5 protein-coding genes are annotated in these 16,846 nt (G+C 65.1%); 4 read left to right on the top strand and 1 reads right to left on the bottom strand.

The window, feature by feature from the left end; translation table 11 throughout:
* Positions 1-63: 63 nt before the first annotated feature.
* Positions 64-603, bottom strand: a complete 540-nt coding sequence (locus tag AC07V9_RS28310; RefSeq protein WP_495018920.1) for an RNA polymerase factor sigma-70 — start codon at positions 601-603, stop codon at positions 64-66.
* A 279-nt stretch (positions 604-882) separates the two neighbouring features.
* Between AC07V9_RS28310 and AC07V9_RS28315 the strand changes: the two genes are divergently transcribed.
* The 4 genes from AC07V9_RS28315 to AC07V9_RS28330 all read left to right on the top strand — a co-directional run bounded on the left by AC07V9_RS28315 (position 883) and on the right by AC07V9_RS28330 (position 16,689).
* Positions 883-1,668 (top strand): thioesterase II family protein, encoded by a 786-nt coding sequence (locus tag AC07V9_RS28315; RefSeq protein WP_495018921.1) that lies wholly within the window; start codon positions 883-885, stop codon positions 1,666-1,668.
* A gap of 64 nt (positions 1,669-1,732) precedes the next feature.
* Positions 1,733-14,728: a non-ribosomal peptide synthetase gene (locus AC07V9_RS28320; protein WP_495018922.1), complete on the top strand. Its 12,996-nt coding sequence runs from the start codon at positions 1,733-1,735 to the stop codon at positions 14,726-14,728.
* A gap of 256 nt (positions 14,729-14,984) precedes the next feature.
* Positions 14,985-16,397: an aspartate aminotransferase family protein gene (locus tag AC07V9_RS28325; RefSeq protein ID WP_495018923.1), complete on the top strand. Its 1,413-nt coding sequence runs from the start codon at positions 14,985-14,987 to the stop codon at positions 16,395-16,397.
* A gap of 70 nt (positions 16,398-16,467) precedes the next feature.
* Positions 16,468-16,689: an MbtH family protein gene (locus AC07V9_RS28330; protein WP_400597000.1), complete on the top strand. Its 222-nt coding sequence runs from the start codon at positions 16,468-16,470 to the stop codon at positions 16,687-16,689.
* The last annotated feature ends 157 nt before the right edge of the window (positions 16,690-16,846 follow it).

The raw sequence follows: 16,846 nt of genomic DNA on the forward strand, positions 1-16,846 counted from the left end.
GCTCGCCCCGTTGTCGGGTGCGATGCCTGCCGGTTGCCGTGTGGGGCGGGGGGAACGGAGAGATCAGGCGGCGTTGTTCTGCTGGCCGGACACCTTGCGGCAATGCACCAGCGCGTCGCGAATCATGAAGTTGACCAGCGTCGGCGAGACGCCCAGTTCCTTGGCGATCTCTTTCTGCGGCACGCCGTGCAAACGGTACATCTCGAAGGCGTAGCGGGTGCGCGGCGGCAGTTCGGACAACGCGCTGGCAATGGATTCCAGCGTAGAAAAGTTGATGTGCGAGGCTTCCGGCGATGCGCCGTGGATGACCACGTTCAAGCCTTCCTCCTCCGGGCCCGAGTACTTGAGCTCAAGCGTCTGTTTGCGGTAGTGGTCGATGGCCAGGTTGCGCACGATCTGGAACAGGTAGCTGAGTTGCGCCTTGAACGAGGAGGTCATTTCAGGGGCCGATTGCAGTCGGAAGAATGCGTCTTGCACCACGTCTTCCGCCCGCGACCTGCATCCGGTTATGCGAGCGGCGATCTTTACCAGAATCTGACGATTGTCGATAAAGGCCTGCAGTAAGGGTGAACCGCGCCTGATAGGAGCTACTTGATCCGTCATGAAAATCACCTTGTCGCGAATGAGGTGGCAGGGCATGACCCCGGAGGGGCCTGTACACATCGTGCGACAAATTATGGTTAATGATAATGATTGTCAATTAAGAAATAAAATTGATGACCTTTGTTGGTGCTTCTCAATCGCTTCTGCGTCAATGTGGATCGTGCGCTGCGAAGGTTTCAGCGATGTGTCCGACTAATTATTCGTGAGGGTCATCCGTCCTTTTGATTGATCGGCCGGTATGAGTGCCGGTGTCGAGTCAGCATTCATCAGGAGGGCGGTATGGCGTATTCGAAGGGTGGGGCTGGCGTGACGGCCCATGACGGCCTGCGATTGTTCTGCCTGCCTTATTCAGGGGCCAGCGCAATGGTGTACAGCCGCTGGCGCCGCCGTCTGCCGTCCTGGTTGCAGGTGCGGCCCCTTGAACTGCCAGGCCGTGGCATGCGCATGGACGAGCCGCTGCAAAAGGACATCCGCCGCCTGGCCGAGCAGCTCGCTGACGAGATCAGCGCAGAGCTGCACAGTCCCTTTGCGCTCTTCGGCCACAGCCTGGGCGGTCTGCTGGCGTTTGAACTCATTCACGTGCTACGCGAGCGCGGCTTGCCCCGGCCGCTGGCGTTGTTCACGTCGGCGACGGCCGGGCCTTCGCGTCGGGATGTCAGCCCGTATGCCATCGAAAAAACCGACGAGGAGCTGATCCAGCGCCTGCGCGAACTCGGGGGCACCTCTGAGGAGGCCTTGGCCAATGCCGATCTGATGAACCTCATGCTGCCGATTCTGCGGGCCGATTTTCTGCTCTGCGGCAGCTTCGTCTATGGCGCTCGCGAACCTCTGGCCGTGCCGATCCACGTGTTCGGTGGCAAGCAGGATTCGGTGCGCGTCGATGAGCTGCTCGACTGGCAGGAAGAGTCGGGCACCGCGTTCTCCCTCGACATGTTCGAGGGCCACCACTTCTACCTCACCGACCAGGAGCCTGCGCTGTTGCGCTGCCTGTGTCGGTACGCCGACGAGCACCTGTCTCGCTGGCGCAGCCGCGTCGCGCAGCCGGTCGCTTACGCCGCCAACTGACGCCTCGCGCGTTCAGCCCATTGCACTTTCCACTTTTTGCCAGCCGATTCCACTCAGGACTTTCATGATGGACGCGTTCGAACTCCCCACGACTTTGGCCCACGCGCTGCAACAGCGAGCGGCTACGACCCCTGACCGGCTGGCGTTGCGGTTTCTCGCCGAGGAGAAGGCGCAGGGCGCTGTGCTCGGCTATCGCGACCTGGACCTGCGGGCCCGGACCATCGCCGCTGCGCTGCAGGCCAATGCACAGGTGGGCGATCGCGCCGTGCTGCTGTTTCCCAGCGGACCGGATTACGTCGCGGCGTTCTTCGGTTGCCTGTACGCCGGGGTCATCGCGGTGCCGGCTTATCCGCCGGAGTCGGCGCGCCGTCATCATCAGGAACGCCTGATCTCGATCATCGCCGATGCCGAGCCGCGTCTGCTGCTGACCAGTTCGCCCCTGCGCGAGCCGTTGCTGCAGATGGACGAATTGTCTGCCGCCAACGCGCCCATGCTGCTGTGCGTCGATGACCTTGACCCGGAGTTGGCCGAAAACTGGCAGCCGCCTGATCTGCAGGCCGATGACATCGCCTTCCTGCAATACACCTCCGGCTCCACGGCGCTGCCCAAGGGCGTGCAGGTCAGCCACGGCAATCTGGTCGCCAACGAACAGCTGATCCGTCGTGGCTTCGGCATTGATCTGAACCCGGACGACGTGATCGTCAGCTGGTTGCCGCTGTACCACGACATGGGCCTGATCGGTGGCCTGTTGCAGCCGATCTTCAGCGGCGTGCCGTGCGTGCTGATGTCGCCGGCGTACTTCCTGACCCGGCCGATCCGTTGGCTGGAAGCGATCAGCGAATACGGCGGCACCATCAGCGGCGGCCCGGATTTCGCCTATCGCCTGTGCACCGAGCGGGTCAGCGAAGCGGCGCTGGTGCGGCTGGACCTGAGCGGCTGGCGCGTGGCCTATTCGGGCTCGGAGCCGATTCGCCTCGACACCCTGCAGCAATTCGCCGACAAGTTTGCTGCGTGTGGTTTCAGCGACCGCAGCTATTTCGCCTCTTACGGCCTTGCCGAAGCGACGCTGTTCGTTGCCGGTGGCCAGCGCGGGCAAGGCATTCCGGCGTTGCAGGTGAATGATCAGGCGTTGATGCAAAACCGCGCAGAACCCGGCAGTGGCAGCGCAATCATGAGCTGCGGTACCGATCAGTCAGGCCACGCCGTGCGTATCGTCGAGCCCACGCAATTGAACGTCCTGGGCGACAACCAGGTGGGTGAAGTCTGGGCCGCCGGGCCGAGCATCGCCCACGGTTACTGGCGCAACCCCGAGGCGTCGGCCAAGACCTTTGTCGAGCAGGACGGCCAGACCTGGCTGCGCACCGGCGACCTGGGCTTTCTGCGCGACGGCCAGCTGTACATCACCGGGCGCCTCAAGGACATGCTCATCGTGCGTGGCCACAACCTCTATCCGCAGGACATCGAGCAGACCATCGAGCGAGAGGTCGACGTGGTGCGCAAGGGGCGCGTCGCGGTGTTTGCCGTCAATCACAACGGCGAGGAGGGCATCGGTATCGCGGCGGAAATCGGCCGCAGCGTGCAGAAAATCCTGCCCGCCGACGCGCTGATCAAGACCTTGCGGCAGGTCGTCGCCGAAGCCTGCCAGCAGGCGCCGAGCGTGGTGGCGTTGCTCAACCCCGGCGCGCTGCCGAAGACCTCCAGCGGCAAGCTGCAACGCTCGGCCTGCCGCGCGCGACTGCTCGACGGCACGCTGGACAGCTACGCGCAATTTCCGCTGGCGGCGTCTCTCGTCAGCAATGCTGTTGAAGCGCCTGCCAGCGACCTGCAAACCCGGATCGGCCAGATCTGGGCCGAACACCTGAACTGCGAACAAGTGGCGGGCGACGACCATTTCTTCCTGCTGGGCGGCAACTCGATTCTGGCGACTCAGGTCGTCGCGCGCCTGCGTGAAGTGCTGGGCATCGAGCTGAACCTGCGTTTGCTGTTCGAGGCGCCAACCCTGGCGGCCTTTGCCGGGCAGGTCGCCCAGCAACAGGCCAGTGGCGCCAACCAGGACGCCATTGCACGTCTGCCGCGCAATCAGGCGCTGGCGCAATCCCTGGCGCAGAACCGCCTGTGGTTCCTCTGGCAACTGGAGCCCGACAGCGGCGCCTACAACATTCCCGGCGCCTTGCGTTTGCGCGGTGAGCTGGACGAGCGCGCCCTGCGCAACAGCTTCGCGCAGTTGATCGAGCGCCACGAATCCCTGCGCACCCGCTTCGATGAGCGTGACGGTCAGGCCGTTCAGTTGATCGACGCCGAGCCGGGGTTTTCCCTGAGCGTCGTCGATCTCAGCGATTTGCCCGACAACCGCCTGCGCGCCGAGCAGCTGCGCGAAGACGATGCCCGCGCGCCGTTCGATCTGCGCAAGGGGCCGCTGTGGCGGGTGACCCTGGTGCGCCTCGACGAGCAGGAGCACATTCTGCTGGTGACGATGCACCACATCATTGCTGACGGTTGGTCGCTGAACATTCTGATCGACGAGTTCTCGCGCCTGTACGCGGCGGCCTGCCACGGACGAAGCGCAGGGCTTGCGCCGATTGCGCTGCACTACGCCGACTACGGCCAATGGCAGCGCGACTGGCTGGCGGGCGGCGAGTCGGCGCGGCAACTGGCGTGGTGGAAGGAACAACTGGGCGATGAAGCACCCACCCTGACACTTGCCACCGATCACCCGCGCTCGGCGCAAAAGCAGCACAGCGCGTCGCGTCTGACCCTCAAACTGGATGCTGCCCTGAGCGAGGCCGTGCGCCAGACCGCCCAGGCCCATCAGGCGACGCCGTTCATGCTCTTGCTGTCGGCGTTGCAGAGCCTGTTGCATCGCTACACCGGGCAGACCGACATCCGCATCGGCGTGCCGGGTGCCAACCGTCCGCGCCTGGAAACCCAGGGCCTGATCGGCTTCTTCATCAACACGCTGGTGCTGCGCGCTGAGCTGGATGCACGCCTGCCATTCGCCGATTTGCTGGCGCGTACCCGCCAGGCGACGCTGGGGGCGCAGGCTCATCAGGACCTGCCGTTCGAGCAATTGCTGGAGGCTTATCCGCAAGCCCGCGAGCAGGGCCTGTTTCAGGTCATGTTCAACCATCAGCAGCGCGACCTCAGCGCCCTGCGTCGCTTGCCGGGCCTGCTCGCCGACGAGCTGCCCTGGCACAGCCGCGAGGCCAAGTTCGACCTGCAACTGCACAGCGAAGAGGACTCGAAAGGCCGCCTGAGCCTGTCCTTCGACTACGCCGACGAGCTGTTCGACGCGGCGACCATCGCGCGGTTCGCCGAGCATTTTGTCAGCCTGCTGCGTCAGGTCAGCGAAGACGCCGGGCGTGCGCTGGGTGATCTGCAACTGCTCAGCGATGAAGAGCGCGTGCAGCAACACACCTGGGGCGCGGCGCCATGCAAGCCTGCGGCGCAATGGCTGCCTGAGCTGCTCAATCAACAGGCCCAGCAGACCCCGGAGCGTATTGCTCTGCGTTGGGACGGTGGCGAGCTTGATTACGCCGGTCTGCACACCCAGGCCAACCGTCTGGCGCACTACCTGCGCGACAAGGGCGTTGGCCCGGACGTGCGTGTGGCGATTGCCGCCGAGCGTTCGCCGCAGCTGTTGATCGGCCTGCTGGCGATCATCAAGGCCGGTGGCGCCTACGTGCCGCTGGACCCGGAGTACCCGGCCGAGCGCCTGGCCTACATGCTGGCCGACAGCGGCGTGGAACTGCTGCTGACCCAGAGCCACTTGCTCGACCGTTTGCCGGGCGCCGCTGGCGTCTGCGCCATCGCCATGGACCTGCTCAAGCTCGACACCTGGCCCAGCCACGCGCCGAGCCTTCATTTGCACGGCGATAGCCTGGCGTACGTGATCTACACCTCGGGCTCCACCGGCCAGCCGAAGGGCGTTGGCAACACCCACGCTGCGCTCGCCGAGCGTCTGCAATGGATGCAGGCCACCTACCAGCTCGACGACAGCGACGTGCTGATGCAGAAGGCGCCGATCAGCTTCGACGTGTCGGTGTGGGAGTGCTTCTGGCCGCTGATCACTGGCTGCTCGCTGGTGCTGGCCGGTCCAGGCGAACACCGCGATCCGCAACGCATCGCGCAACTGATCCAGCAATTTGGCGTGACCACGCTGCACTTCGTGCCGCCGCTGCTGCAACTGTTCATCAATGAGCCTGAGACTCGTGCCTGCACCAGCCTGCGCCGCTTGTATTCCGGGGGTGAGGCATTGCCCGCCGAGCTGCGCAATCGCGTGCTGGCGCAACTGCCGGGGGTGCAGCTGCATAACCGCTATGGCCCGACCGAAACCGCGATCAACGTCACGCATTGGCCGTGCAGCGTCAATGACGGCGAGCGCTCGCCGATTGGCCGCCCGCTGGGCAACGTCATCTGCCGCGTGCTGGATGCCGAACTGAACCCGGTGCCGCAAGGCGTGCCGGGGGAGCTGTGCATCGGTGGCATTGGCCTGGCCCGTGGCTATCTGGGACGTGCCGGGCTGACCGCCGAACGCTTCGTCGCCGATCCGTTGAGCGAACAGGGCGCGCGCCTCTACCGCACCGGCGACCGCGCGCGCTGGAGCGCAGACGGCGTGCTGGAATACCTCGGCCGTCTCGATCAGCAGGTCAAGTTGCGCGGCTTCCGCGTTGAGCCGGAAGAAATCGAAGCGCGCCTGCTGGCCCAGACCGGGGTCGATCAGGCCGTGGTGCTGGTGCGGGAAACCGCTGCCGGTGCGCAACTGATCGGCTACTTCACCGCCACGGATTCCAGTGTCGACGCGCATCAGCAGATCGATCAGCTGAAGGCCGCGCTGGCGGCCGAACTGCCGGACTATATGGTCCCGGCGCAGCTGATGTGTCTGGCGCAAATGCCGCTGAGCCCCAGCGGCAAGCTCGACCGCAAGGCCCTGCCGGAGCCGGTGTGGCAGGTGCGCGAGCACGTTGAGCCACAGAGTGCGCTGGAGCAGCAGATCGCCGCCATCTGGCGTGAAGTGCTGGGCGTGCCGAAGATCGGCCTGCGTGACGATTTCTTCGCCCTGGGTGGGCATTCGCTGTTGGCGACGCAGATCATTTCCCGCACTCGCCAGACGTGTGATGTCGAGTTGCCGTTGCGGGTGCTGTTTGAAGCCAGCGAGCTGGGCGCCTTTGCCGAGCGTATCGCCCAGCTCAAGGACAGCGGCCAGACCAACCAGCAATCGGCGATCGCCAGGATCGACCGCAGCCAGCCGGTGCCGCTGTCGTACTCGCAGAAGCGCATGTGGTTCCTCTGGCAGATGGAGCCGGACAGCCCGGCCTACAACGTCGGTGGCATGGCACGCTTTAGCGGCGTACTCGACGTCAGTCGGTTCGAGGCCGCGTTGCAGGCGTTGATCCTGCGTCACGAAACCCTGCGCACCACCTTCCCGAGCGTGGCGGGCGTGCCCCGTCAGCAGGTCTCGGAGCAAACCGGTGTGGTGCTGCACTGGCAAGACGTCTCGTGGCTTGCCCCTGAGGTTCAGCAGCAGCGTTTGCAGCAACTGGCCGCTGAAGAAGCACACACACCGTTCAACCTGGAAACCGGGCCTCTGCTGCGCGCGTTTCTGGTCAAGGCTGGCGAGCGCGAGCATTACTTCGTGCTGACCCTGCACCACATCGTCACCGAAGGCTGGGCGATGGACATTTTTGCCCGCGAACTCAGCGCGTTGTACGAAGCCTTCATCGACGACCGCGAATCGCCACTGGCGCCTCTGCCAGTGCAGTACCTGGATTACAGCGTCTGGCAGCGTCAGTGGCTGGAGGCCGGCGAGCGTCAGCGCCAGCTGGACTACTGGACCGCGCAACTGGGCGATGAACACCCGCTGCTGGAACTGCCCAGCGACCGACCGCGTCCGCCGGTGCAAAGCCATCGTGGCGAGCTGTACCGCTTTGACCTGAGCGACGAGCTGGCCAACCGCGTGCGCGCCTTCAATGCGCAACAGGGCCTGACGCTGTTCATGACCATGACCGCAACCCTCGCCGTGCTGCTGTATCGCTACAGTGGCCAGACCGACCTGCGCATCGGTGCACCGGTGGCCAACCGTATCCGCCCGGAGAGCGAAGGGCTGATCGGCGCCTTCCTCAACACCCAAGTGCTGCGCTGCCAGCTCGATGGGCAGATGCGCGTGGGCGAACTGTTCGAGCAGGTGCGCCACACCGTCATCGAGGGCCAGTCTCATCAGGATTTGCCGTTCGATCATCTGGTCGAGGCCCTGCAACCGACCCGCAGCGCCGCCTACAACCCGCTGTTCCAGGTGATGTGCAACGTGCAGCGCTGGGAGTTCCAGCAAAGCCGCACCCTTGGCGGGATGAAGGTCGAGTACCTGGTCAACGATGCCCGCGCGACCAAGTTCGACCTCAATCTAGAAGTCACCGATCTGGACCATCGTCTGGGTTGCTGCCTGACCTACAGCACCGACCTGTTCGACGAGCCGCGCATCGCGCGCATGGCCGAGCACTGGCAGAACCTGCTGCGGGCGCTGATCGCCGATCCGCAGCAGCGCCTGAGCGAATTGCCGCTGTTGCAGGCCGCCGAGCAACAGGCCCTTTGCGAAAGTCTCGGAGTCGAGGCGGGGGAGCAGCGTCTGGATCAGAACATTCACGGGTTGTTCGCCGAGCAGGTGGCCGCGCGCCCGGATGCGCCCGCGCTGACCTTTGCCGGTGAAACCCTGAGCTACCGCGAGCTGGACCAGCGCGCCAACCGCCTGGCCTGGCGTCTGCGCGAGCAGGGCGTCGCACCGCACATCAGGGTGGGTCTCGCGCTCGAGCGTTCGCTGGACATGGTGGTCGGCCTGCTGGCGATTCTCAAAGCCGGGGGCGCCTACGTGCCGCTGGACCCGGAGTACCCTCTCGACCGCCTGCATTACATGATCGAAGACAGCGGAATTGGCCTGCTGTTGAGCCATTCAAGCCTGCTGCACGCGCTGGGCGATCTGCCCGGCGGCGTGGCCCGTTGGTGTCTGGAAGACGACGGCCCGGCGCTGGCGGCGTACCCGACCGAGGCACCCGAGGTCGACACCCTGCCGCAGCATCAGGCGTACCTGATCTACACCTCGGGCTCCACTGGCAAGCCGAAAGGCGTGGTGGTGTCCCACGGCGAAATCGCCATGCACTGCCAGGCGGTGATTCGTCGTTTCGACATGCGCCCCGATGATTGCGAGCTGCATTTCTATTCGATCAACTTCGACGCCGCCACCGAGCGGCTACTGGTGCCCTTGCTCAGCGGCGCACGGGTGGTACTGCGCGCACAAGGGCAGTGGGACGCGCGGGAAATCTGCGAGCTGATTCGCGAGCAGGGCGTCAACATTCTAGGCTTCACGCCCAGCTACGGCAGCCAGTTGGCGCAATGGCTGGCGACCCAGCAGCAGACCCTGCCGGTGCGCATGTGCATCACCGGCGGCGAGGCGCTGACCGGCGAGCACCTGCAACGCATCCGTGCGGCCTTCGCGCCGGAACTGTTCTTCAATGCTTATGGCCCGACCGAAACCGTGGTCATGCCGCTGGCGTGCCTGGCGCCGCATGTGCTGGAGCAGGGCCAGGCCAGCGTGCCGATTGGCAGTGTGGTCGGTGCCCGCGTGGCCTACATCCTCGATGCCGATCTGGCGCTGGTGCCGCAAGGCGCGACGGGCGAGCTGTACGTCGGCGGGGCAGGGCTGGCCCAGGGGTATCACCAGCGTCCGGGCCTGAGCGCCGAGCGCTTTGTCGCTGACCCATTCGCCACCGATGGCGGTCGCCTGTACCGCACTGGCGACCTGGTGCGCCAGCGCGCCGACGGGTTGGTCGAGTACCTGGGGCGTATCGACCATCAGGTGAAGATTCGCGGTTTCCGCATCGAGCTGGGCGAAATCGAGAACCGCCTGCTGGAGCACGACACCGTTCGCGAAGCTGTGGTGCTGGCACTGGACATGCCGGGCGGCACACAACTGGCGGCTTACCTGGTCAGCGACGTGGCCGGGCAGGGTGACCAAGCCCAGGCGCAACTGCGTGAATCGCTGAAAACCCACCTGCGCAGCCAACTGCCCGACTACATGGTGCCCACCCACCTGATCTTGCTGGCGAGCATGCCGCTGACCGCCAACGGCAAGCTCGACCGCCGCGCTTTGCCAGCACCGGATCCTGAGCTCAACCGCCAGCGCTACGTGGCACCGAGCAGCGAGCTTGAGCAGCATCTGGTGAACATCTGGTGCGACGTGCTCAACGTCAGTCAGGTGGGCTTGAACGACAACTTCTTCGAACTGGGCGGTGATTCAATCCTGTCGATTCAGGTGGTCAGCCGCGCCCGTCAGTTGGGTATCCATTTCACCCCGCGTGACCTGTTCCAGCATCAGACCGTGCAGAGTCTTGCGCTTGTCGCCAGCCTGACCGAACAGGTGGCGGCGGAGCAGGGCCTGTTGACTGGCGAATCGGCACTCACGCCGATCCAGCACTGGTTCTTCGACAGCGACATCCCCCAGCGTCAGCACTGGAACCAGGCGCTGGTCCTGCAACCGACCGGCCGCCTGGACCCGCGCGCGCTGGATCACGCCTTGCTCGCCGTGCTGGAACAGCACGATGCCCTGCGCCTGAGCTTCACCCGGATCAACGGCCAGTGGCGCGCCGAACACCGTGGCCTGCCGGAGGGCGGTGTATTGCGCCAGGCGACGGTCAGCGACATGGCCGACGCCACCGCGCTGTTCGACCAGACCCAACGCAGCTTCGACCTGCAGCACGGGCCTTTGCTCGGCGCCTTGCTGGTGGACGGGCCGAACGGCGAACAGCGACTGTTGCTGGCGATCCATCACCTGGTGGTGGATGGCGTGTCGTGGCGCATTCTGCTGGACGACCTGCAAGTGGCTTATCGGCAGATTCTCAGCGGTAACGCCGCGCAGCTGCCGGCGAAGACCAGCGCCCTGCGTGACTGGGCGGCGCGCTTGCAGGCCTATGCCGGCAGCGAGTCGCTGCGTGAAGAACTGCAGCTGTGGCAGCAACAGCTGGCCGGCCCTGCCAATGAGTTGCCGGGTCAGCGCGATGAAGGCAGCCAGCAGAATCAGCATGGGCAAACCGTCAGCGTGCGTCTGGATGCCGCCACCACCAAACAACTGCTGCAACAGGCACCGGCGGCCTATCGCACTCAGGTCAACGACTTGCTGCTGACCGCGCTGGCGCGGGTGGTGGGGCGCTGGACCGGGCAGCCGTCGACATTGGTTCAACTGGAAGGCCATGGTCGCGAAACGCTGTTCGATGAAATCGACCTGACCCGCACCGTCGGCTGGTTCACCAGTGCGTACCCGGTGCGCCTGAACCCGCTGGAGGCAGGGCCGGGCGAAGCGATCAAGGCGATCAAAGAGCATCTGCGCTGCGTGCCGCACAAAGGCCTGGGCTATGGCGTGCTGCGATATCTGGCCGATGCCGCCAGCCGTGAGGCCATGGCGGCGTTGCCGGACGCGCCGATCACCTTCAACTACCTCGGCCAGTTCGACCAGAGCTTTGCCGACGACGCGCTGTTCCGGCCGCTGGAAACCTCGGCAGGCCAGGCCCACGGGCCGGAGGCGCCACTGCCCAACGAGTTGAGCATCGACAGTCAGGTGTACGGCGGCGAGTTGGTGCTGCGCTGGACCTTCAGCGGCGAGCGGCATGAGCGCAGCGTCATCGAGGCGCTGGCCAATGCCTACGTCGATGAGCTGGCGGCGCTGGTCAGCCATTGCCTGGGCGAGGATGCCGGGGGGCTGACGCCGTCGGACTTCCCGCTGGCGCACCTGACCCAGCCTCAACTGGACAGCCTGCCGGTGGCCTGGTCGCAGATCGAAGACGTCTACCCGCTGACGCCAATGCAGGAAGGCATGTTGCTGCACACCCTGCTGGAGCCGGGGACCGGCCTGTACTACATGCAGGACCGCTACCGCATCAACAGCGAGCTGGACCCCGTGCGCTTCGTCGATGCGTGGCAGGCGGTGATCGCCCGTCACGAAGCCCTGCGCGCGTCGTTCTGCTGGAACATTGGCGAAGACATGCTGCAGGTCATTCACAAGCCCGGCAGCACACCGATCCAATACCTGGACTGGAGCGTCGAGCCTGAAGACAGCCACGAACCGCGCCTGCAAGCGCTGCTCAAGGGTGAACGCGAGGCCGGTTTCGATCTGCTGCATCAGGCGCCGTTCCACCTGCGCCTGATCAAGGTCGGCGCGGCGCGCTACTGGTTCATGATGAGCAACCACCACATCCTCATCGACGCCTGGTGCCGTTCGCTGTTGATGAACGATTTCTTCGAGATCTACAGCGCGTTGGGTGAAGGCCGCGAGGCGCAACTGAGCCTGCCGCCGCGCTATCGCGACTACATCGGCTGGTTGCAGAAGCAAAGCCTGAACGAAGCGCGGCAGTGGTGGAAAAACAACCTCAAGGGTTTCGAGCGCACCACGCCGATTCCAAGCGACCGGCCGTTCCTGCGCGAGCACGCCGGTGACAGCGGCGGCATGGTGGTGGGCGACTGCTACACCCGTCTGGACGTGGCCGACGGCGCACGCCTGCGGGAGCTTGCGCAGCAGCATCAGTTGACCGTCAACACCTTCGCCCAGGCGGCGTGGGCCCTGGTGCTGCGCCGTTTCAGTGGCGATCGCGACGTGCTGTTCGGCGTCACGGTAGCGGGGCGGCCGGTGGAGCTGCCGCAGATGCAACGCACGGTCGGCCTGTTCATCAACAGCGTGGCGCTGCGGGTCAAACTGCCGGAGGACGGCGAGCGCTGCAGCGTGCGGACATGGCTCAGCGGCCTGCTGGAACGCAACATGGAGCTGCGCGAGTACGAATACCTGCCGCTGGTGGCGATCCAGGAAAACAGCGAACTGCCCAAGGGCCAGCCGCTGTTCGACAGCCTGTTCGTGTTCGAGAACGCGCCGGTGGAAGTGGCGGTGCTGGACCACGCCCAGACCCTCAACGCCACCTCGGATTCGGGCCGCACCCACACCAACTTCCCGCTGACGGCGGTGTGCTATCCGGGCGATGACCTGGGGCTGCACCTGTCGTACGACCAGCGCTATTTCGAGCAGAGCAGCGTCGAGCGCATGCTGGGCGAGTTCAAGCGCCTGCTGTTGGCGCTGGTGGAAGGCTTTCATGGCGACATGGCCGAGCTGCCGCTGATCGGCACGCAGGAGCGCGAGTTCCTGCTGCACGGCTGCAACCAGAGCGAGCACGCCTACCCGCTGGAGCAGAGCTACGTGTCGCTGTTCGAGGCGCAGGTGGCCGCGCATCCGAAACGCATCGTTGCGACCTGCCTCGGTCATCAGGACACCTACGAAAGCCTCAACCAGCGCGCCAATCGTCTCGGTCATGCGCTGGTCGCTGCCGGCGTACAGGTCGATCAGCCGGTGGCGCTGCTGGCTGAACGCGGCCTGGACCTGCTGGGCATGATCATCGGCAGCTTCAAGGCCGGCGCCGGTTACCTGCCGCTTGACCCGGGCCTGCCGGGGCAGCGTCTGGGGCGCATCATCGAGTTGAGCCGCACGCCGCTGCTGGTCTGCACCCAGGCCTGCCGCGAACAGGCGCAAGCGTTGCTGCAAGAATATGCCTGCGCCGCTCGACCGAAGCTGTTGGTCTGGGAAGAGGTGCAGCACGGCGGCGGGTCACTGGACAATCCGGGCATTCACAGCGGCCCGGACAACCTCGCCTACGTGATCTACACCTCGGGCTCCACCGGCTTGCCGAAAGGCGTGATGGTCGAACAGCGCGGCATGCTCAACAACCAGCTGAGCAAGGTCCCCTACCTGCAACTGAGCGAGCGTGATGTGATCGCCCAGACGGCGTCGCAGAGCTTCGATATTTCGGTCTGGCAGTTCCTCGCCGCGCCGTTGTTCGGTGCGCGGGTGGACATCGTGCCGAACGCCATCGCCCATGACCCGCACGGTTTGCTGACCCATGTGCAGGCGCAGGGCATTACCGTGCTGGAAAGCGTGCCTTCGCTGATTCAGGGCATGCTGGCCCAGGAAAGCATTGCGCTGGAGGGCCTGCGCTGGATGCTGCCGACCGGTGAGGCGATGCCGCCGGAACTGGCGCACCAATGGCTGCTGCGCTATCCGCAGATCGGGCTGGTCAACGCCTATGGCCCGGCCGAATGCTCGGACGACGTGGCGTTCTACCGCGTCGATCTGGCTGCAACCCGTGGCACCTATCTGCCGATCGGCACGCCGACCGACAACAACCACCTGTACCTGCTCGACGGCGCGCAGCATCTGGTGCCGCTGGGGGCGGTTGGCGAACTGTGCGTGGCTGGCACAGGCGTGGGTCGGGGTTATGTCAGTGATCCCGTGCGCACCGCGCTGGCCTTTGTACCCAGTGAGTTCGGCGCGCCGGGCGAGCGTCTGTACCGCACCGGCGACCTGGCGCGGCAACGGGCGGACGGCGTGCTGGAGTATGTCGGGCGGATCGATCATCAGGTGAAGATTCGTGGCTACCGCATCGAACTGGGCGAGATCGAAGCGCGTCTGCACGAACAGCCGCAAGTGCGTGACGCCGCCGTCAGCGTGCAGGAGAGCGCCAACGGCAAGCATCTGGTGGGCTATCTGGTGGCGGCTGAGGGTGCCTTGAATCCGAGCGAGCGGCTGGAACGCATCAAGCAGCGGCTGCGCGCCGAACTGCCGGAATACATGGTGCCGCTGCACTGGCTGTGGCTGGAGCGCCTGCCGCTCAACGCCAATGGCAAGCTGGACCGCAAGGCCCTGCCGGACCTGGATATCGGCCAGATGCACGGCGCCGATTACTTGGCGCCGCGCAGCGAGCTGGAGCAGACCCTGGCCGACATCTGGGCCGAGGTGCTCAAGGTTGAACAGGTCGGCGTGCGCGACAACTTCTTCGAGCTGGGCGGGCATTCGCTGTTGGCGACACAGATCGCCTCACGGGTGCAAAAAGCCCTGCAACGGGACGTGCCGCTGCGGGCGATGTTCGAGTGCAGCACGGTCGAGGAACTGGCCACGTACATCGACGGGCTGGAGGCCAGTGAGATCAGCGACGACACGTTCGACCGGCTGGGAGATCTGATGGCGGAGCTGGAGGACCTCTAGACACTGTGATCCCCCCTGTAGCAGTCCGGCTTGCCGGCGGCAGCGATTTGAACGACGCCACCGCCGGCAAGCCGGACTGCTACGCAAGGATCGACGCCGTACCTGTAGGGCCGCGGCGTTCTCGGAAAATTCCCCGCAATCTCCCCTAAATCCTCCCCCACCCAAAGCGTTTTCAAAGACAGGAAATCCGCACGCGTCAACCGCTGGCGGATCGAGGTTTTTGCTCACTATCGCCCGCGTATTGAGGGATCGAGTCATGTCAGTCGCACCCCGCCTTAACCCAGAGCAACCGGCTCGGGTCACACCGACCGTGGTCGAGACGCTTTACCAGTTCAACGAATCGCCGCTGCTGGCGCGTCAGGCGCTGCAGGAATCCAACGCCCGCAGCTACCCACGGCGCATTCCCCTGGCCCTCAAACGCGCCAAGGGCATTCATGTCGAAGACATCGAAGGCCGGCGCTTCATCGATTGCCTGGCGGGCGCGGGCACCCTGGCGCTGGGGCACAACCACCCGGTGATCGTCGAGGCGATCCAGCAGGTACTGGCCGATGAACTGCCGCTGCACACCCTGGACCTGACCACGCCGGTCAAGGACCAGTTCGTTCAGGACCTGTTCGGCTTGCTGCCGCACGCCCTGGCCGTCGAGGCGAAGATCCAGTTCTGCGGCCCGACCGGCACCGACGCCGTTGAAGCGGCACTCAAGCTGGTGCGCACCGCCACCGGCCGCAGCACCGTGCTGTCGTTCCAGGGCGCCTACCACGGCATGAGCCAGGGCGCGTTGAGCCTGATGGGCAGCCTGGGGCCGAAAAAGCCGCTGGGCGCGTTGCTCGGCAATGGCGTGCAGTTCTTGCCGTATCCCTACGACTACCGTTGCCCGTTCGGTCTGGGTGGCGAGCAGGGCGTGAAGGTCAACCTGCATTACCTGGAAAACCTGCTCAACGACCCGGAAGGCGGCGTGCCGTTGCCCGCCGCTGTCATCGTTGAGGCGGTGCAGGGCGAGGGCGGCATGATTCCGGCGGACGTCGAGTGGCTGCGCGGCCTTCGCCGCATCACCGAAAAAGCCGGCGTGGCGCTGATCGTCGACGAGATCCAGAGCGGTTTCGCCCGCACCGGCAAGATGTTCGCCTTCGAGCACGCCGACATCATTCCCGACGTGGTGGTGCTGTCCAAGGCCATCGGCGGCAGCCTGCCGCTGGCGGTGATGGTCTATCGCGACTGGCTGGATACCTGGGCGCCGGGGGCTCACGCAGGCACGTTCCGCGGCAATCAGATGGCCATGGCCACCGGTTCGGCCGTGATGCGCTACCTCAAGGAGCACAACGTCGCCGAGCACGCCACGGCCATGGGCGAGCGCCTGTGCGAGCAGTTGCGCGAGCTGCAAAAACACTTCCCGCAGATGGGCGACATTCGCGGGCGCGGGCTGATGCTCGGGGTCGAGATCGTCGACCCGAGTGGCGAGCCGGATTCGCTGGGCCATCCACCGGCGTTCGGCAAACTGGCCTCGCTGATCCAGCGCGAATGCCTCAAGCGCGGCCTGATCATCGAGCTGGGCGGTCGCCACGGTTGCGTGGTGCGCTTCCTGCCGCCGCTGGTGATCACCGCCGCGCAGATCGACGAAGTCGCGCACATCTTCGCCCAGGCCGTGCCAGCGGCTGTCGCCGCCCTCTAATTTTTTCCCGCTGCCGCCCGTTCTTTCCTTAAGAGAACGGCGCTGCCGGCCCCAACAACGGAGAACCGCAATGACTTCAGTATTCGACCGCGACGACATCCTGTTCCAAGTAGTGGTCAACCACGAAGAGCAATACTCGATCTGGCCCGACTACAAGGCCGTGCCGCAAGGCTGGCGCACCGTGGGCAAGAGCGGCTTCAAGAAGGAATGCCTGGCTTACATCGAAGAGACCTGGACCGACATGCGCCCATTGAGCCTGCGCCAGAAGATGGATGCCGCCGTGGCCGGTTGAGGTGGCTTGCTGGCAATGAAAAAGGGCATCGAGAGATGCCCTTTTTTTGTGCTTTGAAATAGTTGGCGATGGGGTGGAATGCTATCCCCAGTGGGAGCCGGCTTGCTGGCGAATGCGGTGTGTCAGCCACATCAGAACTGACTGACACACCGCATTC

Source organism: Pseudomonas sp. GW821-FHT02A11, assembly GCF_059421985.1.